At 41.6% G+C, this 19989-nt stretch carries 20 protein-coding genes; 11 read left to right on the forward strand and 9 right to left on the reverse strand.

What is annotated here, in order from left to right; translation table 11 throughout:
• Positions 1-354 precede the first annotated feature (354 nt).
• Both ACRD67_RS08500 and ACRD67_RS08505 read left to right on the forward strand, forming a co-directional pair.
• On the forward strand, positions 355-1089 hold the full coding sequence (locus ACRD67_RS08500; protein WP_430966703.1) for a LytR/AlgR family response regulator transcription factor: 735 nt from the start codon (positions 355-357) through the stop codon (positions 1087-1089).
• A gap of 267 nt (positions 1090-1356) precedes the next feature.
• Positions 1357-2226, forward strand: coding sequence for a TolB-like translocation protein (locus ACRD67_RS08505; RefSeq protein ID WP_430966704.1), 870 nt, complete (start codon positions 1357-1359; stop codon positions 2224-2226).
• Between the two features lie 278 nt (positions 2227-2504).
• Here ACRD67_RS08505 and ACRD67_RS08510 read toward each other — a convergent pair whose 3' ends face one another.
• Both ACRD67_RS08510 and ACRD67_RS08515 read right to left on the reverse strand, forming a co-directional pair.
• Positions 2505-3617, reverse strand: coding sequence for an ABC transporter substrate-binding protein (locus ACRD67_RS08510; RefSeq protein ID WP_430966705.1), 1113 nt, complete (start codon positions 3615-3617; stop codon positions 2505-2507).
• A gap of 211 nt (positions 3618-3828) precedes the next feature.
• Complete coding sequence (locus tag ACRD67_RS08515; RefSeq protein WP_430966706.1) at positions 3829-4413, reverse strand: Crp/Fnr family transcriptional regulator; 585 nt, start codon at positions 4411-4413, stop codon at positions 3829-3831.
• 309 nt (positions 4414-4722) lie between these two features.
• Between ACRD67_RS08515 and ACRD67_RS08520 the strand changes: the two genes are divergently transcribed.
• On the forward strand, positions 4723-5304 hold the full coding sequence (locus ACRD67_RS08520) for a 2'-5' RNA ligase family protein (RefSeq protein ID WP_430966707.1): 582 nt from the start codon (positions 4723-4725) through the stop codon (positions 5302-5304).
• Positions 5305-5338: 34 nt separating this feature from the next.
• On the opposite strand, the gene ACRD67_RS08525 is transcribed toward ACRD67_RS08520, so the two are convergent.
• The gene (locus tag ACRD67_RS08525) at positions 5339-6454 is read right to left on the reverse strand and encodes a WG repeat-containing protein (protein ID WP_430966708.1); all 1116 of its coding nucleotides are present in this window, start codon (positions 6452-6454) and stop codon (positions 5339-5341) included.
• Here ACRD67_RS08525 and ACRD67_RS08530 point away from each other — a divergent pair.
• The 4 genes from ACRD67_RS08530 to ACRD67_RS08545 all read left to right on the forward strand — a co-directional run bounded on the left by ACRD67_RS08530 (position 6441) and on the right by ACRD67_RS08545 (position 10201).
• The gene (locus tag ACRD67_RS08530; RefSeq protein ID WP_430966709.1) at positions 6441-6797 is read left to right on the forward strand and encodes a 2'-5' RNA ligase family protein; all 357 of its coding nucleotides are present in this window, start codon (positions 6441-6443) and stop codon (positions 6795-6797) included. The two genes, ACRD67_RS08525 and ACRD67_RS08530, sit on opposite strands and share 14 nt — an antisense overlap.
• 148 nt (positions 6798-6945) lie before the next feature.
• Entirely contained in the window at positions 6946-8055 is a 1110-nt protein-coding gene (locus ACRD67_RS08535; RefSeq protein ID WP_430966710.1) for a type 1 glutamine amidotransferase domain-containing protein, read from the forward strand.
• Positions 8056-8074: 19 nt separating this feature from the next.
• A complete protein-coding gene (locus ACRD67_RS08540) occupies positions 8075-9130 on the forward strand; it encodes a helix-turn-helix domain-containing protein (protein ID WP_430966711.1) in 1056 nt (351 codons plus the stop codon).
• Between the two features lie 192 nt (positions 9131-9322).
• Positions 9323-10201 (forward strand): glycoside hydrolase family 16 protein, encoded by an 879-nt coding sequence (locus ACRD67_RS08545; RefSeq protein ID WP_430966712.1) that lies wholly within the window; start codon positions 9323-9325, stop codon positions 10199-10201.
• 45 nt (positions 10202-10246) lie between these two features.
• On the opposite strand, the gene ACRD67_RS08550 is transcribed toward ACRD67_RS08545, so the two are convergent.
• The 6 genes from ACRD67_RS08550 to ACRD67_RS08575 form a co-directional block, all read right to left on the reverse strand.
• Positions 10247-10633: a DUF4345 family protein gene (locus ACRD67_RS08550; protein WP_430966713.1), complete on the reverse strand. Its 387-nt coding sequence runs from the start codon at positions 10631-10633 to the stop codon at positions 10247-10249.
• Between the two features lie 266 nt (positions 10634-10899).
• Positions 10900-11400, reverse strand: a complete 501-nt coding sequence (locus ACRD67_RS08555) for a hypothetical protein (RefSeq protein ID WP_430966714.1) — start codon at positions 11398-11400, stop codon at positions 10900-10902.
• Positions 11401-11563: 163 nt separating this feature from the next.
• Positions 11564-13834, reverse strand: a complete 2271-nt coding sequence (locus tag ACRD67_RS08560) for a xanthine dehydrogenase family protein molybdopterin-binding subunit (protein ID WP_430966715.1) — start codon at positions 13832-13834, stop codon at positions 11564-11566.
• A gap of 21 nt (positions 13835-13855) precedes the next feature.
• Positions 13856-14317 (reverse strand): (2Fe-2S)-binding protein, encoded by a 462-nt coding sequence (locus ACRD67_RS08565; RefSeq protein WP_430966716.1) that lies wholly within the window; start codon positions 14315-14317, stop codon positions 13856-13858.
• Positions 14318-14390: 73 nt separating this feature from the next.
• Positions 14391-14843, reverse strand: coding sequence for a nuclear transport factor 2 family protein (locus tag ACRD67_RS08570; protein WP_430966717.1), 453 nt, complete (start codon positions 14841-14843; stop codon positions 14391-14393).
• 222 nt (positions 14844-15065) lie between these two features.
• On the reverse strand, positions 15066-15431 hold the full coding sequence (locus ACRD67_RS08575; protein ID WP_430966718.1) for a DUF2200 domain-containing protein: 366 nt from the start codon (positions 15429-15431) through the stop codon (positions 15066-15068).
• 495 nt (positions 15432-15926) lie between these two features.
• On the opposite strand from ACRD67_RS08575, the gene ACRD67_RS08580 reads away from it, so the two are divergent.
• From ACRD67_RS08580 to ACRD67_RS08595, 4 genes are all read left to right on the forward strand, one after another.
• A complete protein-coding gene (locus ACRD67_RS08580; protein ID WP_430966719.1) occupies positions 15927-16700 on the forward strand; it encodes an HNH endonuclease in 774 nt (257 codons plus the stop codon).
• Positions 16701-16889: 189 nt separating this feature from the next.
• A complete protein-coding gene (locus ACRD67_RS08585) occupies positions 16890-18182 on the forward strand; it encodes a competence protein CoiA family protein (RefSeq protein WP_430966720.1) in 1293 nt (430 codons plus the stop codon).
• Positions 18183-18839: 657 nt separating this feature from the next.
• The gene (locus ACRD67_RS08590) at positions 18840-19406 is read left to right on the forward strand and encodes an antitoxin Xre/MbcA/ParS toxin-binding domain-containing protein (protein WP_430966721.1); all 567 of its coding nucleotides are present in this window, start codon (positions 18840-18842) and stop codon (positions 19404-19406) included.
• Entirely contained in the window at positions 19403-19876 is a 474-nt protein-coding gene (locus ACRD67_RS08595; RefSeq protein ID WP_430966722.1) for an RES family NAD+ phosphorylase, read from the forward strand. Before ACRD67_RS08590 ends, ACRD67_RS08595 begins: the two co-directional genes overlap by 4 nt.
• Positions 19877-19989: the final 113 nt, after the last annotated feature.

Raw genomic sequence — 19989 nt, forward strand, 5'->3', positions numbered from 1 at the left:
GATGGTGTTCATACCATAGATTTTTGGTCAAAAGTGGTCCAATACATAATAGGCCAGCCCCGTACATTATTAGTTATCACTCAAAATATGGCCTTCAGAGCTATTTTCATTGAATTGGCGATATATCTTAGGTCATCTTAACAATGTAGTTATATCCACTAAACGTAGGCCCCAGAACAGGTTTTGACTATTTGGAAAAAGGACTTGATGGGAACCTTTTCTTTATGTCTTTACATTTTTAAGCTCTGATAGAAATTCCCAATTAATCGCTACAAAAAAGTGTTAAAAACTAGAATAAAGCACCTCATTATAATTGTACTTCTCTTATGGATGTTTATCACAGCCATAATGGTAATGGAAAAAGGATTATCCAATCTACCAAAATGGGAAATATGGGTCCGAAATATAATCTTTTCTTTGGGATGGTTGATTTGGGCCTTTTTTACGCCAATAGTGTTTTCCATTTATGAGCGATTCTCCATTATTTCAAAATCAAAATCAACTTTTTTACTAATTCATCTCGGGATAAGTCTTTTGACCGCCGTTCTATATTTGATTGTAAATGGTTTCGTGGTGTATTTACTATGGAATCTTCTCATATCCGAAGTAGCCTATTTTGAAGTGCTGTTAGGGCTCCTTGAAAAATTCCATGTCGATCTATTAATTTATTGGTTATTAATAGGCGCCTTTTCCTTAGTGGACTGGACTGGGTTAAGAGCGTTGAAAACAGAGAACCAGAAAAACAACTATTTAGAGAGAATTGCGGTAAAAACAGCATTTAAAATAGTGATTCTTCAGATTGATGAAGTCAGTTGGTTTGAGGCCTATGGAGATTATGTAAAGGTTCACTCCGAGGACAAATTTTATTTGATGAACGATTCAATGATACAGCTTGAGGGGAAACTTGATCCAAAGAAATTTACAAGAATACATCGTTCAACAATAGTTTGTATTAATGATATCAGGGAACTGCAACCCCATTGGAACAAAGAATTCTATCTTACCTTAAAAAACGGCAAAAAGTTAAAAGTAAGTAGGACATATCAAGAAAACCTAAGAAGTTTTTTCAAAACTCCCGGTGAGATTTAACCACTCGTCGAAAAACGTCCTCGGGTAAACTTATTTAATCCACGTCTAATAGAATAGTACTTGGATAACACCTTCTCTTTGGTAACATTTGTATAGTCAACATTAGATGCTTTATCTGGCCTCAAGTGACCTGAACTCGGATTTTGCATGGATTACAATGATAAATTTCACCAACACCTTTACGCCTAAAACTAGATCGTTATCCTTTAAATTAACGTATTGGTTGAATATGTAAGCACTACGATGTATTAAATAAAAACGGAACCCATGTATAAATTAATATTTTGTCTAGGATCAATAGTTTTAGTTTCAAATGCTAAATGTAATGCACAGAAAACGCCTCAATTAGTAAGCCCGGGCCTTATTACAAACAATAACGAATACAGCACAACATTATCTCCTGACGGAAAAACAATGTATTTCGTAAGACAGATCAATGATGTAGATGGAAGTCTTATCCTAAAAACTGAAAAAGTTAATGACAAATGGAGTACCCCTGAAAAAGTGAGCTTTACAGGAGTTTTTTCGGATACAGATCCCATGTTGACCCCTGATGGAAAAACAATGTATTTTATGACAAATAGAAATGCGCATCAAGATGGCTCTAAGGACGATTATGATATTTGGGCAACGAACTTAATTGAAGGACAATGGGGCAAACCATATCGCCTGCCCGATTTTATTAATACTTCTTTTACGGAAGGATTTCCTTGTATCACCTCAGATGGGAGTATGTTCTTTTTTAGATTTAATAGCAATAATTCCGATCAAGACATCTGGTATTCAGAAAAAATAGGTGGTGGATTTGATACACCTCACAAGCTTAGGGGGGAAATAAATACAGAAAAGTGGGATGGCCATCCATTCGTAGATGCAAATAAGGAGTATATGATCTTTTATTCCAGTAAAAGAGAAGGCGGTTATGGTAGCTGTGATCTATACATTAGTTTTTACGAGGATGGTAATTGGGGAAAACCTAAAAATTTGGGAGGTGTTATAAATAAAGATACTTGTGAAATGGTGCCTTTTGTAACTAGAGATGGTAATACATTGTATTTTTCAAGAATTGAAAAAGATGGAGGCAGAAACATATATCAAATAGATTTCTCTCAAATTAAAGAAGGCATAAAAGAGTAAAAATTAGAATATACTTGTAGTAAAGCCATAAAGGTTTTTGAGCTATAATTGGCGGTACGGAAACTGCATATATTCATTTGCATCATAATCCTCCTTCGTTTCATTTCGACGGACAAGCGGCCTGTGCTACATTTGGTGCATGCAGGGCAGGCGGCACCTATGCACACACTATCCATACCAAAAGCCGTTTTATCCCTTGCGCCGCTTTCTTCATTCTTACTATATGAAACCTGGTCATTTTCATTTCATTCGGGATAAAACCGACAGGGCCTATGGTGTTATCCTCTTTCAGGTTTGGTACTGTAATCCATTTCTAGGGGCGATACGCCTTCTATGGGACCAATAAGTTGTTCCATTTGAAAACGGAAACGTTCGATCATATCTCTTTTCAGCATAAACCTGTGGAAATCTGCGGCCGATGTGTTGTAGTGGTGTACAGGTTTGTAACCTCCCGGGGTTTCAACATCCATGCGTATGGGCCATTGTAACCACTTTCCCTGAAAATCCTTGGAAAGCATCCAGTTCAAATACAGTTTGGCGGCTGCTTTGTGTTTCGCCTTTTTTGGAATGGCCGCGGTCTGAAACCAGGTGAGGAAATAGTCTTCTTTGGGCAGCATAAAACGGGCCGGACTATTTGGAAAAGGGACAAAGGCCCATGAGGTCGTAAAACTTGCTCCGTACCAACCGTTATTGACCGCTACATAGGGCATTGAAGTACCGCGTACCCATGTTGGATCGGTAGCGACCAATTTTTCCAGATACTCCCAGCCATATTTTTGTTTTAAGTTCCAGAACTGGTACAATACCGCATCATCATCATGCGGATAGGTGAAGACGATCTTTCCCTTCAGTTCCGGATTCAGATAATCCATGGCATCCCGCGGTGCGTTGTCCCCATCGATAACATCAATATTGATCAGGTTACTGAAGGAAACACCAAAAAGACCTGTCCAACGGCCGTGGGGATCTTTATAATCAGGGTACACCTTATCCCAATCCTTTGGTTTGTAGGCCATCAACAACCCTCTTTCCGTATAATGGTCATAATCATGTAGGGTCTGCAACTGAATGACGTCCGGTACATCTTCTTCTGCATCCTTTTCTAGGGCACTGTCAAAGCGGGGGGCGTGGTACTTGCTCAAATCCACCGAGTGAATTACTTCTATTTTAGGGAAACGTGCCTTGAACAGGTCCAGATAGTAATCTGCCTGGTCTGCCTTGTCCCCACCGGCCCTAAGGATAAGGGTGCCACCTTCTTCAATGGCCTCGGTGTAGAGTTCATCCAGGGATTTTGTCTCGATCTCGGCATATTTTTTTGTTCCGGCTTCCTGTGAAAGGACCGTTGTGGCCATGGCCAAAAAGACCATGGCGCTTGTGATTGACTGTTTCATGATTTCAATAATTTTGTGATATTGAAACACAAAACTAGGGTGAGCTTCCACGGTAAAAGTTAATGTAGATTAACTTCCATCTATCGGCCCGGTTCCAGGGCCATATTGTACCGGGCCAAAAATGATCGCCCGTCAAGAAGCGGAAGGGAGAGTGGAAACACTAAAAAGTAAGTATTGGTTTACCGGCCAGGGCAACCATTTTGATGGAGGTCTAAGGTTTACGCCTTAAATATTCCGCGCGCATTTTACTGAAAAATTGGGGCGTAACGCCCAGGTAGGACGCTATATATTTTTGAGGTACCCGCTGTGCTATACCGGGATGTTTTGTCAATAACTGTTCGTAATTGTAGATAGCAGGTTTTGATACGCTATCGAGCATTCTCAATTTAAGTGCCTTGAACGCATTTCGGACCAAATTGACCTCGATAAAGGCAAACTTTTCGTTCTTCTGATAGAGCTCTTCCAAAACGGCGGATTTGATCCGGAACAGTTTTGTGGGTTCCAAACTCTGAATAGATACGCCCTCGAGATTATAGAATTTCCCGCCGCCGGCCCAATACTTCTCCGGAACAAAATTTAGCACGACCTGGTTTCCATTGTAATCGTAGGTATAGTTCATGAGCAGCCCTTCCATGACAAGGAAGGTGAATTTTGACAGTTGCCCGTTTTTTTGCAGAAATTGGTTCTTCGCTATTTCCACATATTCATAATGTTCTATGATATCACCAATTTCCCCAGGGTTAAAATCCGTATAATTTTGATAATAGTTCAATAGGAATTTTTCTTGTGGGTCCATGGCAATTGATCTTATCCAAATATAGCAATACATAGAATATCTTGCCAGCGCGCACTCTTTATCCGAAATAGAGCTTGCAAGGTTCATGAATTTCTAATGATTGGAACATAGAGCATTAATAAACGATAGAGTAGGGGAATGCCGTTCCTGCCGGTTTACCTGCCTGTGGAGGAGTGGAGGTGAAGCCAGCGGAACCGTATTTTACTACCTATTTGAATGTGACCCAACAAATCCGTAATTTGTTACTTATTAGTTTTTACCGTAATTTTTAGGAGGCTGGCCCGGGCTCGGATACTAAATTTATATCCAATGAAACAATTGCGTTTACCCATCTTTACGTCCAAAATAAAGTATTACAACCTTAGGATTGTACCTTCAGACCTGGTGTATGACCAAGTAACGGAGTTTAAAAAGCAATTTGAATCCTTGTATGGAAAACAGCCACTCTCTGGATCAAAACCCCATATTACCCTTGCGGCCTTTAAAATGAACGCAAAACATCAGGACCTGCTCATACAGGGTTTAGGGCAGTTGGGACAAAAGGAGCCCTTCACATTACATATAGACACGTTTGATGTTTTCGAGGGGTCGAGAACCTTGTTCCTAAAAGTTTCTAAGAACGAAGTGATTGAGGGGATACACCGAGACGTCCAAATCTTGCGCGATGAGCATCTCAAGGGAAAGTTGAAAGCGTTCTTTATTTCGGATACCCCCCATATGACCATTTCCAAGACCACGGGAAAGAAAATGCTCTATGAAAGCCTGCAACATTTTCAGAAAAACGGATATTCGGAGCAAATTGAAGTCAACCAGCTGACCCTGGTTTCAAGGTCAAAATATAAAACGTGGGACTGGGCGCATCACATTACACTTTCTGAAGAAGAATTGTAAGTGGCAAATTAAAATGTACATTTTTAGGGAACAACTAGTCTTTTATCCTTTCAAAGGGTGCATTACAATTTCTGAAAATTCCCAAATAATCGAATTGTATAGGAACAGCTTCTTCACCATTGGTATCCACAAAACCCCATTTATCATTTAATTTTACCGCAGCCAATCCATGCGAGAACCTTTTTGCTTCCCCATATTTTAATGGAACTACAAGATCTCCCTTTTTATCTATAAAACCGCCATAGGCATTTTTAACAAAGGCGAACCCATCTTGAAAACCATAGGTGGAAGAATATTCAAAAGGGATAATCTCATCCCCATTTTTATCTATAAAACCATATTTGTCCGCAAATTGAACGGCCGCTAAACCTTCACTAAATACGTGGGGTCTATTGGGTAGGTAATAGTATTTGGATTCCTGCGGGTTATATTTAAATGGGGTTAACTGTTCTCCCTTACTATTTATAAAGCCCCAAAGCTCATTTTCTGCAACCGCAACCATTCCCTCAGAAAATATACCAGCATCTCCATATTGGCATGGAATAGTTTCATTACCATCTTTATCTATAAATCCATAGCTGTTTTTATGCTCTACCCGGGCCAAACCTTCGGAAAATTCTGCAGCATCACTATATTTTAAAGGAATAACTTCATTCCCCTTATTATTAATGTAACCCCACTTTCCATTCAATTCTACTTCAGCTAGACCTTCTTGAAATTCATAGGTAGTATTATATTTAGGGGGTATGACCATATCGCCAAATGAATTAATATATCCCCATTTCCCATTTAATTTGACAGAAGCCAGACCTTCTGAAAATTCGTAAATTTCCTCATAGCTACTGACGTCCATTTCATTCCCTCTAGGGTCTATCATAGATGACTTTCCCTCCAATCTTACTTTTACAAAACCGTTAACGAAAAAATTAAATGACTTATCTAGATCATAAATAGGCGGAATTACAAACTCTCCCATGTCATTTATAAAACCACACTTTTTTCCAATTACCACTTTTGCCCTCCCTTCATAAAAACCATAGGCGTAATCAAATTGAAGCGGTATTTCAAAGTCTCCTTTTCTATTGATAAAACCCCATTTTTTGCCTAGGCGAACTGGTGCAAGGATTTTATCGTTTTTGAGGACTTTCATTTATTTTTCTTCATTCAAGTCAAATATAGACAAGTTTGGCGTTTTCGAGGGTTCAAGAACCTTATTTCTGAACATGTACAAGAGTGAAACTATTGCCAGTATACATCAAGACATTCAAACGTTGCGCGATGATCATCTCAAAGGGAAGTTGAAATCGTTCTTTATTTCGGATACCCCCCATATGACCATTTCCAAGACCACGGGAAAGAAAATGCTGTACGAAAGCCTGCAGCATTTTCAGAAAAATGGGCATTCGGAGCAGATCCAAGTCAACCACCTGACCCTGGTTTCGAGGTCAAAATATAAAACGTGGGACTGGGAGCATGAAATTAAACTCGCCTAGTCCGTTTTGAGAGCCAGCGATGAATAAACCAGTCTGTCCTAATTTTCTCATGCAGCTATCTGGATTTTATTTCTGACGGAATTATCATTTCAACAGCTTTTACCAACTATGTTGTCTTATTTAGCTCAAAATCTAAATAAACACAGTTATGTTGAAAAAGTATCCCATCCTAAAATGGACCTTGATTACCCTGGCGAGCCTTATTGTATTGCTCGTTTCTTTTGGCTTCTGGTTTAAAAGTTTAATTCCGCCCCAGAACAAACAAATAGCAACTTCTCTAGTAGAAAATCTTCCCTATGTAACTGAAAACATTCCGGCCCATCGCGGTAAGATCCTGGCGGTAGTTACCAGCACCGCTACGATGGGCAGCAGCGGAAAATCTACTGGCTATGAACTTACGGAACTGGCCCGCGCTTATTACGTGTTCCAGGCCAACGGTTTTGAAGTGGATGTGGCCAGTCCGCTGGGAGGGAAGCCGCCCGTAGTCATCGATGATGAGGACATGGGGGCCTATGATTTCGCTTTTTTGAACGACCCCATCGCGCAGCAAAAAACCAGTAACACCATTGCTATAAAGGATGTGGTGGAAGAAGACTACGAAGCGGTCTTCTTTGTAGGCGGAAAAGGAGCGATGTTCGATTTTCCTGAAAACAAAAAAATCCAAGCGCTTATTCGCAATTACTACCAATCCAATAAAGTCATAGGTGCGGTCTGCCATGGCCCGGCGGCCTTGGTCAATGTTACCTTGGATGATGGCCGTTCCCTTTTGGAAAACAAATCGGTGAGTAGCTTTACAAACGAAGAGGAATTATTGCTTATTCCGGATGCGGCATCCGTATTTCCCTTTCTATTGCAGGACAAGTTGATTGCCCAAGGAGCCCGTTTTAATCCGGGTGCCATGTATTTGGAAAAAATGAGCCATGACCAGAACTTGGTTACCGGCCAGAACCCCTGGTCTGTTTGGGCCGTGGCCGAAACTATGGTACGGCAATTGGGCCATACCCCAAAATTCAGGCAGATTACGGGCGAAGAGAATGCCGTTAAAATATTGAACGCCTACCATGAACAGGGTGCCCAAAAGGCGAGGGAAATGATAAAGGAAATGTCGGCCGATGCCAAGACCCCTTTTGATAGGCTACTGATAGCAAAACATGGCATCATAGCCGCCATGCGGGGCAAGATCGGTCAATTTTACGATTTGATCCGTCTGACCTCTTTTGCCAAAAAAATGGAGGACGCCCAAGCAGAATATAGTTAAATTTGGGAAAAATAACCACTTGGGCTTTTTAGAGATACTTCTTGTTGTCATTAGCAGTGCCGGACTCTTACATGGGGTGTTTTTTGCCAGTTACCTTGGTTTCTTTACTAAGAAACGCAGTTTGCCCAACCTGCTCCTGGGGCTGATATTGATTTTCATGGCCTTCAGGATCGGCAAGTCGGTCATGTTGTATTTCGGCGATGACCTGGAGCCCCTGTTCATATTTGCCGGCCTGTCATTTTTGCTGATCATTGGGCCCTTGTTGCGATGGTACATTTTGGGCATGACCAGGGCCAGGTTTGCATTGCCAAAACGTTATTTGCTGGAATTGGCACCCTTTGTTTTGATGTTTGCCATGAGCTTCTTTCTGAACAAGGATTGGTTTAATGAAAATAACAAAGAAGCCATTGTCCTGTTTGCCAGCAGTATTATTTTCATCTATCTGCATTTGGCCTTTTATATTTTTATGGCCGCCAGGGGCGTGCGGAAAGTACGGAAAACCCATCCCAAGGCGCAGCGAACAAAATCCCAGGCCGCCATCTTGAAATGGCTGCGGCTACTGCTGGTGGGTTTTGTTGTGATCTGGTTTTCCTACGTGTTGAATATTATCGAGGACACGGTTCCTTATATCATTGGCCCTATAGTTTATTCCGTGGTCATCTATTATTTGAGCTATAGGGCATTTAAATTAAAGTCTACCCAAATGGACGGCGATGCTTTTGGTAAAGGTGATAAGGCCGCCTTGTTTGAGCAGATCACCAAAATCATGATGGAAAAAAAGATCTATCTGGAGCCTGATGTTTCTTTGGCCAGTTTAAGCAAGCTGGTTGAAAAAAGCGCGCAAAAGACTTCGGAAGCCATCAACCAATATGCTAAACAGAACTTTAATGATTTTATAAATTATTACCGCATTCAGGATGCAAAGCGGATGTTGTTGGACGGGCATGCCAAAAAATATACCATTGCTGCCATCGCCTTTGATAATGGTTTTAGTAGCCTGTCCTCCTTTAATACCGCCTTTAAAAAGTTTGAGGGCACAACGCCCTCTGCCTATCGATCGGGCAAACGGACATAGCTCATGTACCTTTTAGGAACTTACAATTCATGACCGTTTTTAAACCGTGATTTTACGTATATCGGAAATAAATTCCCGCAATCCATTATCTTTAGCCTGAGGCTGATAATTTCGTATTATGCTTTTGAACTTGCACAAGTTCAAAAAACAATCTGTGCAGAAGCATACCTAGGAATTAAAAGATCTTATTGGATGATGATAAAACAACTAGTTGCCTGTATTGCTACCGCCACTGGACTGATACTCCTTTCATACCTCATTTTTTACGGGAATATTTCCCTTCAATTGGATTTTGATAATAACACAAGGGCTACCTCAGGTTCCAAGTTTAATACGCTGGTCTGGGCCGATGAATTTGATGGAACGGGCGCAATTGATCATGAAAAATGGTTCCATCAAACGCAGCTTCCCCCTGGAGGTAGTTGGTGGGGCGGTCTTGTTCAGCACTATACGGATCGAGAGGAAAATACCTATGTAAAGGATGGACATTTGAACCTGGTTGCCAAAAAAGAGACCTATGATGATCAGGGGAAGATCAAACAGTACACCTCCGCCAGATTAAATTCAAAATTTACGTTTACTTACGGCAGGGTAGAGGTCAGGGCAAAACTACCGGAGGGCGTTGGCACCTGGCCCGCTATTTGGATGTTGAACAAAAACATAAATGAGGATGGCGCTTACTGGGATAACCAAGGCTTTGGTACGGTGAATTGGCCCCATTGCGGGGAGATAGACATCCTGGAGCATTGGGGAAAGAACCAGGATTATGTGTCGAGCGCCGTTCATAACGGATCCAGTTATGGGTACAAGGTCAAAAACCTTGGCGGCCAAACGATACAAAGTGCTTCGAATGCATTTCACCTATACAGCCTTGAATGGACCGAGGATAAAATGGTGTTCAGTATCGATGGTGTTGCTCATTTTCAATATCACCCAGCGGTCAAAAATGCCGATACCTGGCCCTATGATTCACCTTACTATTTGCTATTTAATATCGCCATAGAACCGGATATTGATCCAAAGTTTGCGGAAAGTGCCATGGTGGTCGATTATATAAGGGTATTCCAATAGCCGCACTAAAAGCGCTTCATTTTTCTTAAATCCCGGAATGGATTCCTAAACCAGGGTATTCACTAAACCAAAAACATTTGCTGCCCCCAAGATCACTTCAAACCAGATACCCTGGATGAGTTGTTTGTTCGGTTTCCCGTCAGCGGCCATACTGATAACCCGGCCCAGGGCAAACCCAAGAAAAAGCAGGGAGGCCACTACGAAGGACGTAAAGGTCAAGCCTGGAACAATGATTCCCAAGGCAATGATGATTCCTCCACATAGCATAACAGCGCTTACCCCTCGCATTTCGTTCAACAGGTCCACATCCTTTGCCAGGGTAATCCCGGAATTCTTTAGATAGGCTTTTACGGGATTGCCCAAGCGTGTTGCGCCTACAACGAGCAATAAAAGGGCGGATAGGGACAGGATAACGACTTTAATAATTTCCATTTTGATCGGTTTTTAAGGTTGTTTACCCTGCAAATGTATAGGGTGGTAGTGACAGTGGTGTGTCAGGAGTGTTTTTGGTTAAAGGCGAAAGCGCCCATAGTTCGACTTTTAAGGTCCTTGGTCGATTGAAATGCATTGCTCCATTAGCCGACCAATGGCGGCTTATCCGAAATAAAGAGGTTGAATAATGTCCCTCGAACAATTTATAAAAGTTCACATCCGCAGAAAATACCAGAGGAATTTAGGATACTACAAAGGTAGTCTTGCTATTCTACGCGCTTATAGCTCATTTGGGTCTGTACGGGCGCATCTGCAGGGTAGGATATGTAGTGTAGGGTCAGGACGTTTTCCGCAATCTCGAAGCGATTTTCATAGACTTGCCCGTTTAAGGCTTTCGTCTGTGGTGTCGGATTGAACCCATTTTCCCAAGAGGTTGTTTCGATATCCCTAAAAAAGATACGATCTCCTTTTACCTCAAAAGTGCCGATTCGCTCTGACGATCCAATAATTTCATTCGGATTCTCGTCTTCAAAACCATAGAAGTCAAGGGTGTAGGAATAGGTGGCATCCTTCCCAAACCTGAAAGTGCTCTCCATAACAAAGTACCTAAAATCGGCCGCTGAACGGCCACTGGGAATAGATTCGGCCCGTTGCCATGTACCGATCAGTGCATTATCCAAACCAGGCCCGAATACTGAATCCGACTTTTTGCAGGAAAGGAAAAGGCCTATCAATAACACCATGCCAAAAATACGTTTTGAGCTCATTCCGCGCTTTATTTCAAGATACGGAGGAATAGGAAAGGTTGCTTAGGATAAGTGGCCAAGACTTAAAAACCTTTCCAGCATTTGCCAGTGGTCCATGCCCAAAGATCTCTTTGGCCTCTTCCTAAAATAAAGCGTTTATCCTGGAACAATTTGCACTGCTCCATTAGCCGACCAATGGCGGCTTGTCCGAAATAAAGGGCTGGTGGTAATGCCGCCTTCCCGTAGCACGGTACAGCGCATTGGCCAAGGCTCCCATGATAGGAGGGAAGGGGGGTTCGCCCATGCCGGTCGGGTCAATGCCGTTATCCACAAAATGCGTTTCAATTTCTTTGGGTGCCTCTTTATGCCGAATTAATCGGTAGCGGTCAAAATTGTGCTGTTCGGGCGCTCCATCCTTAAACGTAAGGGCACTGTACATGGCATGGCCAATACCGTCTATAATTCCGCCTTCGGCCATATTGGTGGCCGCATCAGGGTTCACCACAATGCCGCAATCAATGGCCGACGTTACTTTTTGTACGGTGGGTTTGCCATTCTCCATCACCATGTCCAACACCTGGGCCACGTAACTATTATGGCAGAAATAGGCCGATACGCCTCTATGCACTCCGGCGTCATTTTGTCCCCAATTGGTCTTTTCGCGCACCAATTCCAAAACCCCGGCATATCTAGCGGCTTCGTAATCATTCGTTTCCGGGTCCCCAACCGGATTTTCCTCCGCACGCTTCAACAATTCCAAACGGAAGTCAATGGGGTCTTTGCCCATCTCCTCGGCCACTTCGTCCAAAAACGATTGTTCGGCCCCTGCAATAAAATTGGAGCGTGGTGCACGAAAAGCGCCTGTGGTAATGTTGGAGTCGATCGTATACCCTTCCGCCAAATAATGGTCGATTGCCCCGGCGGGAAAACGGTTGGCAAAGAGCGGGCTCTCTGGCACGCCCCCGGCCTTGACATGAAAGGCTACCAAATTGTTGTCTTCATCCAGGGCAGCGCGGTAAGTGGCATAGTAAGCAGGACGGTACATTCCCTGCGACATGTCGTCCTCACGGCTGTACACCAATTTTACGGGAGCTTTCATTTGCTGCGATATCACGGCCGCCTCTACCATGAAATGCCCGTACAGCCTGCGACCAAAGCCACCGCCTTGACGGGTCATCTGAATATCGACCTTTTCCAGGGGCAGTCCCAATCGTTCCGCTATGGCTGGCTCCATCCACTCCGGGGTTTGGGTCGGGCCCAATAATTCGGCATGGTCTTCGGTAACGTTGGCGAAGAAATTCATGGGTTCCATGGTATTATGTGCCAGGAACGGGCAACTATAACTGCGTTCAATGACCTTGGCCGCGTTTGCAAATGCGGCCTCCGGATTACCGTCCCTACGCGCTACCTTTCCTTTTCGGGCGCTCAGTTCCTTTAATTTGGCGTTATGGGTATCGGAATTCTCCATGCCCGAAGGATGGCTCACCTTCATTTCATTGCCGAACAAGCTCATGCCGACCACAGTGTCGGGCGACGCTTCCCATTCGATCTTTACTGCTTTTTTGGCCTGCATCACTTGCCAGGTCGTTTCGCCGACCACGGCAACCAGTTCGTTGAAGGCGGTATGGTGGAACGCCATTTTTTTAAAGTCGTCATCATATAACTTCACGGAAAACACATCACGAATACCGGGCATTTGTTTGGCCTCTTCCGCATCAAAGGATTTTAGTTTCATGCCAAAAGCCGGGGGGTGGGCCAAGCTTGCAATCAACATTCCTTCCCGCTGCACATCAATACCGAACAAAGGTTGACCGGTAACTATTTTTTTCCCATCCACGTTTTTGCGGGAGGTACCGATGATGGAGAATTCGGACCGATCCTTTAACTCGACTTCTTCGGGCACTTCAATTTGTGATGCCGCCGATGCCATTTCCCCATAGCCCACAGAATTGCCACTTGCCTCATGCGAAAGCACACCTGCCACCGCCTTAATTTCGCCAACGGGCACCTGCCAAGCGTTTGCAGCCGCTTGCTTTAGCATTTGGCGAGCGGTGGCTCCAGCCATGCGAAGGTTTTGCCAAGAATTCATGATCGATCTACTGCCCCCGGCCACTTGCCAGCTGTAAAGGTTGGTGTTGAGCGGGGCCTGTTCCACGAGCACATCCTTCCAATCAATTTCCAGTTCGTCTGCCAGGATCATGGGCATTGAAGTCCGCACGTTCTGCCCAATTTCGGGATTGGGCGACATGATCGTAACGATACCGTTATCCCCAATTTTCAGGTACCCATTGATTTCAAACCATTCTTTGGGCATCTCGATCTCAACGGCCAAGGCCTCGGCGACCTTTGGTTTGCAGGCGTTTAAAAAGCTGAAACCGAGTACGAGTCCGCCCCCGGCCAAGCTGGTATTTTTGATGAAGGCCCTTCTTCCTATCTGTGTTTTTACAAGTGTCATTTTCGTTGTTTTAGGGTTGGATCAGGATTCGCCATTAGCGGCCAATTTCACCGCTTTTTTGATACGGGTATAGGTGCCGCAGCGGCAGATGTTACCATTCATGGCGGTGTCGATCTCGGCATCTGTGGGTTTCGGATTCTGTTTCAACAAAGCGGAGGCGGTCATGATCTGGCCTGCCTGGCAGTAGCCACATTGGTATACATCTGTTTCAAGCCATGCCTTTTGTACTGGATGGTCGCCATGTTCTGACAATCCTTCGATGGTCGTAATTTCTTGCTCGCCCACGGCCGATACCGGCAATTGGCAGGAGCGTACGGCATTGTCCCCTACATGGACCGTGCAGGCGCCACATTGGGCAATACCGCAGCCGTATTTTGTGCCGACCAATTTCATATGGTCGCGAAGCACCCAAAGCATGGGTGTTGTTGGGTCTACGTCCACCTGGTGGGACTCCCCGTTGATGTTTAGATTAAAAGTTGCCATAGGTGTAAAGATTTCCTTGAATTTAAGAATTTATTCGGACACGGTGGCCCTGCCGGTGCTTTATTTTAAGTGGTCAATGCTCAATTTCATGGGTATCCCGCACACTGCTAAAGGTCAGGTCCAGCAGTTTCCAGGCATCGCCTTCCTTTTGATAAAATTCGGTCACCGTAAACTCGTTGGACACGTCATTGCCGCGCACATGCGCCATTAGGGTAATACGGTTCCAGAGTATGGCCGTGTCGTCCCCAAAAACTTCAACGGCCACATCGTGCACATCGGCCTTCTTGTACCAAATGCTCCCGGTTTCTATGATCTCGAGTTCCCTGTCCTTTTTCCAGGAGCCGCTCATATGTACAAATTTGGACTTGTCGTGAAAAAGGGTGGCCAATTCGGCCACATTCTTGTCGGCCATCCATTGCCATTTTAGTTTGGACAGTTCCTTGATTTCCTGTTCCACGGTGTCCGTTTGGGCGAAGGTCTGTGCGCCGGTAAGCAGTAAAAGAATTCCTATGATCAATGTTCTCATCTGATGGTGTTTTGAATGGGTTATAGATAGATAGCACCTTGTAACGTACAGTGCATGTTGTTCCAAAAATACAACATAATGAAAACAAACTACATACCCGTTTTACTGTTTTGCATACCCAAGACCGGATATCTTTCCGGTGATCATCTATAAGGTCGCCAATAAAGAACGGGTAGAAGGTGTCATTGACCCGAAGGGCTGGAACGAGGTTGGCCACGGCTTTTATTTCTTACGTAAGATCCGTTCCATTTTTCGGCCTTTTGCCAATTCGTCCACCAGTTTGTCCAAAAACCGTACCTGTTGAGTCAAGGGGTTATCGATTTCCTCGATGCGATAACCGCAGATTACCCCTTTGATCAGGTGGGCGTTGGGATGCAATGTTGCGTTTTCAAAGAAAGTTTTAAAGGTGGCTTTTTCAGCAATGAATTCCTGGACCCGCACTTCGTCATAACCGGTCAGCCACCGTATCACTTGGAGCAGTTCCTCGGTTGTCCTTCCCTTCTTCTCCACCTTGGTCACATAATGGGGATAAACGGAGGAAAAGGTCATTTTTGCCATACGTTCATTGTGTTCCGGTGTAACTTTCATTTTGAGAATGGTTTTCTATTGGTTGTTTTCATTTTTTTCCACAGCATCAACTACGCCTTTTCGGGGCGGTATAGGATCATATATCCCTTCAGCTACACTAAAGGTAAATATTTACCCTAATTATCTCAAATGCGCGGTATAGGGCCGAAGCTTCGGCCTAGGTGTGTGGAATGGTACAAAAACCCTAGAATTATTAAGGTTTTTCTGTAACCGATTCTTTCTTATAAGCGATATATTTAAGCAGCGGGATAGTCCTGCTATAGTTCCCCCTTTTTTTACCCAATAATATAGTACGAAAGTTTGACCACATGTGTTTATCAAAACATATGGGGGCAGGTCTTTGCTATTTTTTGCAGCTAACATACCGTATGTCAGATGAACAGAAGGTGAAATCTTTTGGGTCTAGGTTAATATTATAACGAATACAGAACGCCATATGAAATGTTTTAAAATGTGTTTTTGTCCAATCCTTGAACCACAATTAATTAGATAGAAATGGCTACTTGGTTGGTACTTCACAAAAAACATTCAGGCTATGGAGATGTAGTAGGGGAGACTTATGTTTACCCCAAAGGTATTCCCAACTCCCGGCAAATAAGAGTGAACGACTTTATTGTTTTTTGCTTGACCAAAAAATCAGCTTCAGATGACAAAAGGATATTGGGATATGGTCGGATCAATAATATCGAATTGAAACCACCACTAGAAAGCGATATTAGAAAAAGAGAGCGATATGCTGCCCATCTGGTGGACTATAAAAAATTCGACCCAGCATTGTCATTTAATGATATTGGCGGTGACCCCCGCACAAATTCTACTAATTCCATTAGCAAAATAGATATTCGTTTCGATGAATTTTCAACTAAAAAAGTCGATTCTATAACCGATGATGACTTCAAGGACAAGCAATTATATGCGCGCACGATCAGGAAAGGTCAACCAAAATTTAGGGAAGAGCTCTTGCGGTTGTATGAATTCGGTTGTGCAATCTGCGGACACGGCCCTGATAATGTTCTAGAGGCGTGCCATATTGTACCTCACAGTGTGTCCGGCAATAATCAAATAGATAATGGCTTGCTTTTAAGGTCGGATCTTCACGATCTTTTTGATGATGGTCTTTTGAAAATAAATCCCAAAACATATATGATCGAATTGAACCCCTCGCTTTCCAAAACACCATATGCTAGATTTGATGGAAAAATGTTGCGTACAAGGAAGGATGGCGGGTGGCCCAGACAAGACTATTTGCGTGCAAGGTACAAAGGTTAAATGCTAAAGAGAAACTGCAGAAGACTGACATGCATTACACTACAAGACCTACAGGTCTTCCGAAACTATTTTCAGCATAGGAGGGAAGGAGGGGAGTGTAATGCCTGCCGGTAGGCAGGTTTTTGCTTCTTTTTCATTGAAACAAAACAAAATCACCAAATTAAATATAGTATCAAATGTTATTATGGTATGAACATGAGATATGCTTGTTCTGGAAATTTACGAATAGAACCCCAACCAGGAGCAGTAGGTATTTGTCAAATATGCGGAAATCAAGTGCGAGCTTACTGTGGAACAATAAATATTTGGCATTGGAGGCACAATGAATTACCCGATTGTGATTCTTTTTATGAACCAATGTCAGAATGGCATAAGAATTGGCAAAATCAATTTCCCGAAGACTGGCGTGAAGTAGTTTTGGAAAGAAATAACGAAAAACATTTTGCCGATATTTTTACCCCTCAGGGTTTAGTAATTGAGTTTCAACATTCTTCGATTTCGCCAGAGAAAATAATTGAGAGAGAATTATTTTATACTAATATGGTTTGGGTTGTAGACGCGACCAGTTTCAAGAAAAACTTAGTAATTAGTGATTTACTGGAAAATAGCGTGGAAAGACTAAAGAAAAAGTACAGCAAAACGATTCTATCTAGAGAAATCTCTAAGAGAATTGAGGAGGAAGTAAATATGTTGAGAACAGCTATTCTTAATTTGAAAAACAAACTATTCCGTAACCCAAGAATCCTTGAAAGAAGGAAAGACATATTGAAAATTTATGAGAGAACATTAAAAGATTTAGATGGCTATCTGTCAGATGAGGCTTTCAAAACTTGGCAAAAAAAGGGAAGAATACATTTCTCTCTTGGTGAATGTTTGGATTTAGATGAAGTAGAAATAAGAACGCAATTAATTGATTTATACCAGAAAATTAATTCTAATTCTAAATTAATTGAACAAATTAATATTGAGTTAGAAGGGAATGGGTATTCTATTAAGGGTAACAATTCAAAAGAAAAACTTGAAATTGAAAAAGATAAAATTCTAGGAAAAAATAGGCACTTAAAAAATTCACTCCAGAAAATTCGCAATGAAGTGAAGTTAATTTTTTTGAAGGGTCTACCAAATCTTATTGAAAAGGAGAAGTTGGAAATTCAAAAAATCGAGATGGACTTACCAAAAATAAATAAAGAGATTATTTCAAAGAATTTAGATGTGGAACAAATAAAAAAGACTAAAGAAAAGAGAATATCAGAGTTTTTAGCAAAAAAAAACTTAGAATTTAAACAGGAAATGAGGGTTATTAAAAAAGAGAATTATGATATTTTCTCATATGAATGGAAACATGAAAGAAGGTCATGGAGATCTGCATCAAAGCCGATGTTTTTGGATTTAGGCAATGAATATTTATTTAAAATAAAATCGAATAGTTTACTTGAAAGAATATCGAAAACTCGGTTTATAAAGCATTATTCTTATAAGTAGATTTAAATGACAAATCGATTGGGAAAAGAGACCAGGTTGAAATTTTGAATAAACAGAAAACCGTTGAGGGGTATTTTACATAATCGAAATGCGAAACATTCACCGTTTTGCTAAATAAACCATCTGTATCATAATGTACTGCGTTACCTGCCTGCCAATAGGCACGTGTGACTTAGCTTAGGGAAAAGCAAAGTATTTGGCACTCACTTTTCTTTAAATTTTTCTTCTAAAAACCTCTTCTCAAAAAGGTAATGGAGCTTGCCTGCAAGTAGGTAGGTGTGTGGAATGGAAAAAAGGACTTAATTTTATAAATCCAATTGAGTATAGTGCTAACTATTTTGGCTATAATAAACTTCCATTAGCGTCTCTTTTTAGCTGCACTAATAATGACAAGTATTTTGTCGCTCAAACTCCGTAAAGGCATATTCTGAGAGGTAATGAAACATGTATATTGCTCGATCAAGCCAATTTGATAAAGATAGTAGATTACCGTCATGATATTCATTTACATACGGCATAATTGGAATTTTTTAATGAAATATATTTTATAAGTAGTCCAATTAATCGCTAAATTTTATATAATGAATTTTGTTTTACTAGTTAAATGATGTAATTTTATTGCAATTCCAACGTTGGACTAGTGTAAATGCAATTGTTATGAGTAAAAAAATTTCATACCCGAAAAAAGCAGCAGGTGGTAAAGTAGTAAAGAGCAGAACTGAACGCGCAGCTAAATCCCGTTCTAGCCATAGAACTGTTGTTCATGGAAGTTCGGTCCAAGCTACAACTTTAGTTGGAGCATCAAAAGATTTAGATGTCTCAGTAAAAACAAATATTGTTTCTTTTCATTTTCTACCAGTATTAAAAAAAGAAAGACCAACATACAAGTATAATCAGATAAAGCCTTTATTAAATTTTCTAGGTTACAATCAAGGGGATTCATCTGAACTTTTAGAAACTAACGCTAGCACATTATCTAGATGGAAAAATTCTGATAAACCAGTTGATATTGGAAAACTTAGGTCTAAGATAGTACTGGATATTGATGAAATAATTTCAAAAGGTGTTCGTGTTTTTGGTAATGAGCAGCTTTTCCAAGATTGGTTGAACACATCGAATTCTTCTCTAGGAGACGTAAAACCCGTTGACCTCTTAAAAGATATATATTCTATTGAACTTGTTGAAGATGCTATAGATGCTTTATCATGGGGTAGTTATGTATGAAGTATTTTAGACTCATTGAGGATATACCCACAAGATCACCACTAGGCTTTGGCCTTGGCGGAGCTAGATGGAACTACAGTGGTGTTCCTATCATATATCTATCGAATTTTTCTTCAATTGCTATTAATGAAATGATTAGTATCAAAGGAAGCACGGTAGCCAAATCAAATTGGAAAATCTGTACTTTGGAAATAGCGGATCCAATACCTGAACTTAAACTTTCAGATATTCCAAAGGATTGGAATATAAGACCTGCAAGTAAATCAACAAAGGATATAGGTACATTATGGGCAAATGAAATGAAAAGTGTTTGTCTTAAAGTTCCTTCGGCAAGACTTAATTTAACTGCTTATTCAGATGAACATAACCTTTTGGTAAATCCATTACATCCTGATTTCAGAAAAGTTGTTAATTATCTAAACTCGGAAGATTTCAATTTTCAACTTAACGATGTAATAATCTCAAAATAGAGCAGAACTATCTCCAATTACCCCAAATTGTGTTTCGAAATGACATTTGCCTTGGAAAGCAAGGTTTTACCTCTACAATTTCTCTTTAAACGTTTCTTCTTAAAAAGCTGATA

The organism is Eudoraea algarum, assembly GCF_050589645.1.
In the GTDB taxonomy this organism is placed as follows: domain Bacteria; phylum Bacteroidota; class Bacteroidia; order Flavobacteriales; family Flavobacteriaceae; genus JBNGOQ01.

Excerpts from the sequence above, each read along its gene's own strand:
- ACRD67_RS08580 (WP_430966719.1), top strand. The coding sequence starts at position 15,927 with ATGGCTACTTGGTTGGTACTTCACAAAAAACATTCAGGCTATGGAGAT.
- ACRD67_RS08595 (WP_430966722.1), top strand. The coding sequence starts at position 19,403 with ATGAAGTATTTTAGACTCATTGAGGATATACCCACAAGATCACCACTA.
- ACRD67_RS08590 (WP_430966721.1), top strand. The coding sequence starts at position 18,840 with ATGAGTAAAAAAATTTCATACCCGAAAAAAGCAGCAGGTGGTAAAGTA.
- ACRD67_RS08535 (WP_430966710.1), top strand. The coding sequence starts at position 6,946 with ATGTTGAAAAAGTATCCCATCCTAAAATGGACCTTGATTACCCTGGCG.
- ACRD67_RS08565 (WP_430966716.1), bottom strand. The coding sequence starts at position 14,317 with ATGGCAACTTTTAATCTAAACATCAACGGGGAGTCCCACCAGGTGGAC.
- ACRD67_RS08560 (WP_430966715.1), bottom strand. The coding sequence starts at position 13,834 with ATGACACTTGTAAAAACACAGATAGGAAGAAGGGCCTTCATCAAAAAT.
- ACRD67_RS08520 (WP_430966707.1), top strand. The coding sequence starts at position 4,723 with ATGAAACAATTGCGTTTACCCATCTTTACGTCCAAAATAAAGTATTAC.
- ACRD67_RS08545 (WP_430966712.1), top strand. The coding sequence starts at position 9,323 with ATGATGATAAAACAACTAGTTGCCTGTATTGCTACCGCCACTGGACTG.
- ACRD67_RS08525 (WP_430966708.1), bottom strand. The coding sequence starts at position 6,454 with ATGAAAGTCCTCAAAAACGATAAAATCCTTGCACCAGTTCGCCTAGGC.
- ACRD67_RS08575 (WP_430966718.1), bottom strand. The coding sequence starts at position 15,431 with ATGAAAGTTACACCGGAACACAATGAACGTATGGCAAAAATGACCTTT.
- ACRD67_RS08505 (WP_430966704.1), top strand. The coding sequence starts at position 1,357 with ATGTATAAATTAATATTTTGTCTAGGATCAATAGTTTTAGTTTCAAAT.
- ACRD67_RS08500 (WP_430966703.1), top strand. The coding sequence starts at position 355 with ATGGAAAAAGGATTATCCAATCTACCAAAATGGGAAATATGGGTCCGA.
- ACRD67_RS08515 (WP_430966706.1), bottom strand. The coding sequence starts at position 4,413 with ATGGACCCACAAGAAAAATTCCTATTGAACTATTATCAAAATTATACG.
- ACRD67_RS08550 (WP_430966713.1), bottom strand. The coding sequence starts at position 10,633 with ATGGAAATTATTAAAGTCGTTATCCTGTCCCTATCCGCCCTTTTATTG.
- ACRD67_RS08510 (WP_430966705.1), bottom strand. The coding sequence starts at position 3,617 with ATGAAACAGTCAATCACAAGCGCCATGGTCTTTTTGGCCATGGCCACA.
- ACRD67_RS08555 (WP_430966714.1), bottom strand. The coding sequence starts at position 11,400 with ATGAGCTCAAAACGTATTTTTGGCATGGTGTTATTGATAGGCCTTTTC.
- ACRD67_RS08585 (WP_430966720.1), top strand. The coding sequence starts at position 16,890 with ATGAACATGAGATATGCTTGTTCTGGAAATTTACGAATAGAACCCCAA.
- ACRD67_RS08570 (WP_430966717.1), bottom strand. The coding sequence starts at position 14,843 with ATGAGAACATTGATCATAGGAATTCTTTTACTGCTTACCGGCGCACAG.